7 protein-coding genes are annotated in these 7,365 nt (G+C 55.9%); all 7 read left to right on the forward strand.

What is annotated here, in order from left to right; translation table 11 throughout:
* Positions 1-401 precede the first annotated feature (401 nt).
* Positions 402-656, forward strand: coding sequence for an acyl carrier protein (locus VNX88_23360; GenBank protein HWY71624.1), 255 nt, complete (start codon positions 402-404; stop codon positions 654-656).
* Between the two features lie 69 nt (positions 657-725).
* A complete protein-coding gene (locus VNX88_23365) occupies positions 726-1,349 on the forward strand; it encodes a polysaccharide biosynthesis/export family protein (protein HWY71625.1) in 624 nt (207 codons plus the stop codon).
* Positions 1,349-2,650 carry a hypothetical protein gene (locus tag VNX88_23370; GenBank protein ID HWY71626.1) on the forward strand — a complete coding sequence of 434 codons (1,302 nt, stop codon included), beginning with the start codon at positions 1,349-1,351 and terminating at the stop codon, positions 2,648-2,650. The genes VNX88_23365 and VNX88_23370 overlap by 1 nt, the downstream gene beginning before the upstream one ends.
* Entirely contained in the window at positions 2,647-4,128 is a 1,482-nt protein-coding gene (locus tag VNX88_23375) for a hypothetical protein (protein ID HWY71627.1), read from the forward strand. The genes VNX88_23370 and VNX88_23375 overlap by 4 nt, the downstream gene beginning before the upstream one ends.
* Before the next feature lie 4 nt (positions 4,129-4,132).
* On the forward strand, positions 4,133-5,221 hold the full coding sequence (locus tag VNX88_23380) for an AAA family ATPase (GenBank protein HWY71628.1): 1,089 nt from the start codon (positions 4,133-4,135) through the stop codon (positions 5,219-5,221).
* A 14-nt stretch (positions 5,222-5,235) separates the two neighbouring features.
* Positions 5,236-6,138 (forward strand): CpsD/CapB family tyrosine-protein kinase, encoded by a 903-nt coding sequence (locus VNX88_23385; protein ID HWY71629.1) that lies wholly within the window; start codon positions 5,236-5,238, stop codon positions 6,136-6,138.
* Positions 6,139-6,247: 109 nt separating this feature from the next.
* A partial coding sequence (locus VNX88_23390; GenBank protein HWY71630.1) for an O-antigen ligase family protein occupies positions 6,248-7,365 on the forward strand: 1,118 nt, incomplete at its 3' end.

The raw sequence follows: 7,365 nt of genomic DNA on the forward strand, positions 1-7,365 counted from the left end.
CAATTTGAATGGCAGACGATATAGCGAAGCTGAGTGGCGTGAATATTTCCGACAGGATGACGTGGTGCTTTTGACAGCCTCATACCGGGATAAGTTCGGACCCTTGGGTGAGATCTGCGCACTGCTGGGACGTAAGCTCAGCAACCGTCGCTTTATTGTCGACTCGTGGGTTATGAGTTGTCGGGCGTTGTCGCGACGAATTGAATACGGATGTCTTTCATACATCTTCAAGCACTTCGAGCCGACCAGCATCCTGCTGAATTGGACGAAGACCTCTCGGAATGGGCCTTTGTGCGAGTTTCTTGGCGCTTTCGGAACGCTGCGCCGACCATTCTGCTTGTCTCGCGAAAGGTTCGAGGCAATTTGTCCTCCGTTATTCCATTTAGTGGAGGCAAGCGTAGATGAATGATATCGAGGGACGCTTGCTTCGATGTTTCGCGGCGGCTTTTCCAGAGGTGGCGGAAAATGAGCTAACCATTCTGGCGCCGGAGAGCACTGAACAATGGGATTCGGAGGCGATGGCGGTTCTTCTGGCACTGATCCAGGAAGAGTTCGGTTTTGAAATCGATGCGCCCGAAGAACTCGAACATTTGCAATCATTCTCCGGCATCTACGGTTACGTATGCAGCAGGTTAGCCTGCGGGGAGGCTCAATAACCATGGACTGTCAGCATAGCTTGGAAAACCTGCGAATCTGCGAAACATCGCGCTCGCGACAAAACTAAGATGCTGCAACGTAGAGGGGGAAGCTTTACTCCACACAATTCTCTCGCGATTTTTGTGATCATGGTTCTGGCGACGTCGGGATGCTTCGGAGGAACGCCGGTTCAAACGCAGGTGGTTACCAGGCAAGCTGAGTCGGTAGATTCGGGACCATACAAGATCGGCCGCGACGATGTCCTCGATGTTTTCGTGTGGAAGGACAAACAACTCAGTGGCCGGATCACCGTGGACAGCGACGGCACTGTCACACTGCCGCTCATTGGCCAGGTGAAAGCGGCGGGCCTGACTACGAAGGAGTTGCAAACCGATTTGACCGCTCGCTATGCCCGTTTCGTCCATGACCCGAAGGTAACCGTCCAGGTATTCGATCCGGCGAGCCGGGTGTTCTACGTGCTGGGCGAAGTCTCCAAACCTGGGATGTACAAGCTCATGTCTGGCGAGACGCTCTCACAGGCGCTGGCTGCGGCCGGCGGTCCGACTGAGTACGCGAACCTGCGAAGGATCAAGATCGTCCGTCGCAAGGACGACGCGCAGACCGAAATGACAGTCAATTACAGTGGAGTTCGGAGTGGCGACCTGAGAGCCGATGTCGCACTAGAGCGCGGAGATACGATCACGGTGCCGTGATGGAAGTTCGTCGAGTCGTCATCTGTTGGGCGCTCGCGGTGATGATGTTCGCTTCGGTTTGCTCAGCCTTGGGCGCCGAGATTTCGCTATGGCCGATGGCTGAGTTGGACGAGATCTACGACGACAACGTGAACTTAACTCCTACAAACCGCAAGGGCGATTTCGTGACTGCCGAGACCTTCGGCGCTACCCTCGAAGCTAACACGACCGCGCGCGACGTCTTTCTCACCTACCAGACCAAGTTGCTGGAGTACGCGTCCTATGGAAATCATGACAGCTTCGGGACCAGCCATTTCGCGAATTTGAAAGACTACGAGAAATTGTCGCCTGCTACCACTCTCTCAATTTCGGACGACCTGTTGGTCGGAAACGCTGCGAGCAATGGCATCCTGGTCAATGGCGCCGCGCCGATCGGCACACAGTTGATGCGGTCGCTTTTCTATCAATCCTCGACCTTGAGCAACAGCCTGGCGATCGATTTGTTCTCGAATTACAACAACTCGTTCAGGTGGACAGCGAATGTCCATCAAAATTTCTTCAGCACCTTGTCTGGGTCTTCTTCGAACAGCAACAGCAGCGGAAATTTCTACAACCAGGGTGGAGCGTTGGCGGGTGAATGGGACCTTCCAGAGAGTTTTGGCGCCGGATTTGGCTACCAATTCGAGGATTTTCGCACGAGTGCTGGCGACCTACCCTCGGCCGATACTAATTGGCCGCAGCTCAGGATGAGATGGGGTGGCGACATGCCACTTTCGTTCCATGCCCAGGTAGGACCGGTCATTACTTACAGCTCATCGGGTTCATTTCTCACAACCAATAACTCGGGTACTCCTGCCACAACTGGCGTGCCTGCTCAAACCAAGGTTGACGTCGGCTACCTCGTGAGCGGCGATTATCGTGGCAGGAGGCTGACGGTGACCGCGTCCGCCGCGCAACAGCCCGGGTTCGGCGCTGGTTTCGCATTCGCGAGCAATGTACAGAGCTATAGTGGGCTGGTCAGTTACAATCTCAGCCGGCGGGCGACGATCTTTGCCAATATTGGTTATTACACGCAAAGCAATTCGGGTGTATCCGAGGATGGTCTCACCTATACAGCCGGTATGACCTACCGGCTCAACCACTATCTTATTCTCAGCGCGAACTACCTCGGCTTTCAGACCAAGGCGAGTGGTCCGGCCGTGTTGGGGACTTTCGTCACCGCGCCGGGAGCGCGAACCACGATCAACTTATTTCAAGTAGGAGTCACTTTTGCTCCACCACCGCTAAAGTGGAGACCCTACTCAAGTAGAGAAGCCAAGTGAACGATGCGAAACCAATCAGTGTCGCGCCCTACCTCGACGTAGTTTACCGACATCGGCTGATTGCCGTCTGCGTCCTTGCGCTAGGATTGGGCACTACGCTGTGTCTCATGGTGATGCTGCCCGACATGTACCGATCGACAGCGGTCCTTGTGGTCGAGCCGGCACAAATATCGTCCGACTACATTGAGGTGGGCAATTCTCCTGCCCGCGCGCAAAACGCTAGTGTGGCGGATGAACTTGAGGCGCTCGCGCACCAGGCATTCAGCCAGACGCGGCTTGAAGAACTAATTCGAAAACTCGGGCTCTACCACGCCCGTCCCCATCAGCCACTCGAAGGCAAGGTCGAGTACATGCGGCGCCATATCGACCTTGTGGTTCCACAGGACGCGATACTGTACGAGGCCGCCCCCCCGCGGAAGGATTCACCGGATGTACTCAAGATTTCGTTTGAATATTCGGATCGAAGCATTGCGCAGCAGGTGACTGAGCAACTGGCCAACGACTACATTGACGAGGGTTACCGGCAGCGGATCCAGCGTGCCGAGGACGCCACGAGTTTTCTCAGTGCTCAGGTGGCCCGCGCCAGCGTCGCGGTAATAGCCAAGAGCAAGCAGGTTCAGGAGCTTCAACGTCGCTATCAAGGCAGCTTGCCGGAAGAACTCGAGCCGAACCTGGCGGAATTGGGACGTCTCCAAAATCAGCTGAGTATTATCAACCAACAACTTACTGCAGAACGTCTTACGCCGATGGCCGGCGGCCAGCCAGTGGCGTTAACTCCCGAGCAGGAACTTCCCAGATTGGAGCTTCAGCTCGCGGCGCTTCGCGCCGAATATAGCGACGAATACCCCGACGTCAGCCAGCTAAAGCAGCAAATCGCAGATCTCAAGCAGCAGATCCGTCAGAAGACGCCGTCAGCTTCTGGCCCTGAGCGAGTTGGCTACGCTGGATCGGCTTTGGCCAGCCTGGAGCGACAAGCCGAAATGATCTCCGCGCAGATAGCGTCACTCAACCAACGGGTCGCTGCTACCTCAGTTCACGGCCAGGAACTCGACGCGCTCAAGCGAGATTATGATGCCTTAGATACCGAATACCACGGCCTGCTGAAAAAACAACTAAGCGCCCAGCTCCGTGAGACCTTGGAGAAGCGCCATAAGGACGAGCGTCTGCGCCTGCTGGAAGGAGCAGATCTGCCCAAGAAACCGATCTGGCCTAACCGAATCGCGATAGGGGTTTTCGGGGTCGTCTTCAGCTTCATAGGCGCACTTGGCTTGCCTTTTGGCCTATACTTCACCGACACATCCTTTAAGGAACCAGCAGAGCTTCAGAGCGAATACGGACTCTCGGTGGTCGCGACGATTCCAGCAATCAAGTTACCTGCCGACCGCCGCGCTACGTTGATTCGCGCTGCTTTCGTATCATGGGCCGGGATGTTGTTAATTGCGGCGGCAATCTGGACCTTCGGAAATATGGTGTTATAAAACGGTGGCGGTCTACGAAGCATACTATCACTGCCGGCGGGAACCCTTCAGCCTGAGCCCTGACCCGAGTTTTCTTTACGCGGCGGAGCCTCATCGCGAAGCGCTCGCTCAGCTTCGTTACCTGGTGCAGGAGCGCAAAGGATTTGCCGTTGTTACGGGCGAAGTCGGAACCGGCAAGACAATGCTGCTCAGGAGCCTGATCGAATCTGTCGGGCCCAAGGTCCAGACCGGCTATGTCTTCAATCCGCCACGCACGATTGCCGCGCTCTATGATTCAATCGGTTACGAGCTCGGAATCACGCTGAACGGCGAAGCGAATCCAGCGGCAATACTTAACCGTCATCTTCTATCTGCATACGAAAACGGCGGAACGGTCGTGATGATTTTTGACGAGGCCCAGTCTCTATCGATTCAATTGCTGGAAGAGATTCGGTTGCTCACTAATATCGAGACCTCCAGCACCAAACTTGCTCAGGTTGTTCTGGCGGGGCAGCCTGAATTCGATGCAATGGTCGATTCGGCGGAGCTACGTGCATTGCGTCAGCGGCTGGTCTTCCGCTACTCGCTGGCAGCGCTTAGTACCGTCGACACCGAGCGATACATCGCCGCGAGGCTCGGCTTCGCAGGTGCCCACCGCTCGCCGTTCACGCTCAAGGCTTGTAATGCAATTCATCGCTACTCCGGCGGGGTTCCGCGTCTTGTCAATGTTATCTGCGACAATGCAATGCTAGCTGGCTATGCTACTGATACCCTGACAATCGACGAAGAACAGATCGCCGAGGTGGCCGCCGATCTCAGGTTAATCAGCGCACCGCATGGAGCATACCACGCAGATCGAGCGCCATATCGAGCGAGCGTCAGTGACATCGCGGATCCACGCGCGCCGCGCCGTCTACTGATCTACGCGTTCGTCCTTGCCTGCGTAACCATAGCGCTGGCGATCGGCGCGATTGCTTTTGGGACCAGAATGATTGCTGACGCTTCGAGTTCCCCGACCCAGATACACGATGTGTCCGAACACAGCGCCCACTCGTTTGGGGAGAACGCCAATAGCGTGATTCAACCCGAGAGTTATTCTACTTCTTCAAGGTAGAGACCGAGGATCTTATGAGCCGAGTTTACGAGGCATTGAAAAAGGCCGAAAGCCAGCGGGCCCGTGCGGAGATCCGCATCGCGGACACTGCTTCGATTGCTGAAGCTCCTGCTATCCCTTCGGCTAATGGAACGACCGTATCTCACCGAAACCCTTTACGCGCCGATTTACTCAGAACTGATGACGCGCAACCGAGACACGAGCAGTTTGCGCTTCTGGAGCCAGCAGTGGCTCCGTCAAGAGATCAGCGTGGCCCGATGCTCGTCGTTGGCCAACCGGAATACGAGGCGACTGCTGAACACTTCCATGTGTTTGGCCGAAGGCTGCAAGACTGGGCCAATAAGCATGACAAAAGGGTCTTCACGATCACTAGCGCGCTGAGCAACGAAGGCAAAAGTTTCGTTTCCCTCAATCTTGCGGCAAGTCTTGCCAGACTCGGCGGCCGGGTTATTTTGGTCGATGCCGATCTACGCGCTTCTTCGCTCCACCACTCGTTCAATCTCGTGGCCATGAAGGGCCTTATCGACTATCTCAACGGCACCGCCGATTTGAGTCTCTGTCTCCACGAGACTCCGATTCCGGGACTGTGGCTGGTTCCCGCCGGTGGTGCGATCAAGGCCCCCGCCGAGGCGGTGGGCAGTCAACGCATGCGCGACTTTCTGAGCGAGGTTCGCGCGATGGTGCCGGCACCCTACGTGATTATCGACACGCCGGCGACCGCCGCGGTGCCGGAACCGCAGATCCTGGCACGACTATCAGATGCGTTGGTGATCGTGGTTGCCGCTAATAGGACGCCACGCGAGCATGTCAAGCAGGCCATCGAGAACGCCGCGGGTTGTACCATTTTTGGTATCGCACTCAATCGCTTCGAGCCTCCTCATTCGACCATTGCTCATTATCCCGACAAGTATCTGTAGTCTGTCCTCGCAAGCACCTGTCTTGCTAGGCGTCTAGTCCTGTTCGCTTTAAACGGTTTAGGCAGCACCGAGCAATTTGAACGTCGCGTGACGCTCGCGATCAGATCCGATGACCCTCTACTACTTGTTGCTCGTGTTCACTCGGTTCCATTCGGACCCGCGAGTCGGCATGTCGTTATTTCACGCGGGTTTTGTGGAAGTCACGCCCATCAAAGTTTTGGGGTTGTTCACGGTCCTTGCCGCATTGATGGCCCAACGGCCCGCGGATGCGGCGCCTCGTCTGAAGAACTCGCTGGGCATGGTCTTCTCTGCATTTGTGATCTTCCAGATTCTTGAACTGCTCGTCTTCAGGCCACCAACACCTTCGAATTCAATCTCGTCGCTCGTATCACTGAGTCTGCTCCTGCTTGCGACGCGCACTCTTGTAAACACCGAAGACCGAATGCGTAAAGCTGTGCGGATAATGATCCTGGCCTACGCGTTCGGCAGTCTATGGCTATATAAGCAACATTTTGTTCAACACATCGCGCGCGTTGAAGGACTGGAACAGGATGCGAATTACGAGGCGCTTATGCTGGTTACCGCCATTCCGTTGGCAGTCTGGATGGCGCTGTATGAAACCGGGTCCTGGTGGAGACGCATCGGGCTGGTCTGCGCGGGACTGATGGCTGGAGGAGTCCTGCTCACTCAATCACGGGCAGGCCTGATAGCGGCTGTAGTGACGGGTGTCGCAGCAGTCGCTGTCTCAAAGCGAAAGATGCTTACCTCTGCCCTGCTCGTCATGACGTTGGCGCTCGGACTTGTTGTTGCTCCCGCTGGAATGACTGATCGATTTCAGAGTATCAAGTTCGAAGGCGCCGCGAGCAATGGCGACGAAGACTCGAGTCGTACTCACTTGGAATTGTGGGAGGCGGGTCTTGCGATGATAGCGTCCAATCCCTTAACAGGGGTGGGACTGGAGCAATTCAAGGAGGTCGCGCCTTACTACAATCGCGAATTGCTTCAAGTCGCCCAACGCCGTTACATCGCTCATAACACCTATATTCAGATCGCTGCCGAAACTGGTCTTCCGGTACTTGTTTTGTTCCTGGCTCTTTCACTAACAGCCATCATGCGATGCCGAGAAGTGGTGGTGCGGGGCACGAATCCGTCGCTGGCGCGCATGGCCTCGGCGATACAGCTCGGGCTTATTGGATATAGCATTGCGGCCGCATCTGTCACAGCCGA

The sequence above is a fragment of the Terriglobales bacterium genome (genome assembly GCA_035567895.1).
In the GTDB taxonomy this organism is placed as follows: domain Bacteria; phylum Acidobacteriota; class Terriglobia; order Terriglobales; family Acidobacteriaceae; genus Gp1-AA112.

Bases quoted from the DNA above. Each gene is read 5' to 3' on its own strand.
- VNX88_23360 (HWY71624.1), top strand. From the start codon at position 402: ATGAATGATATCGAGGGACGCTTGCTTCGATGTTTCGCGGCGGCTTTT.
- VNX88_23365 (HWY71625.1), top strand. From the start codon at position 726: ATGCTGCAACGTAGAGGGGGAAGCTTTACTCCACACAATTCTCTCGCG.
- VNX88_23370 (HWY71626.1), top strand. From the start codon at position 1,349: ATGGAAGTTCGTCGAGTCGTCATCTGTTGGGCGCTCGCGGTGATGATG.
- VNX88_23385 (HWY71629.1), top strand. From the start codon at position 5,236: ATGAGCCGAGTTTACGAGGCATTGAAAAAGGCCGAAAGCCAGCGGGCC.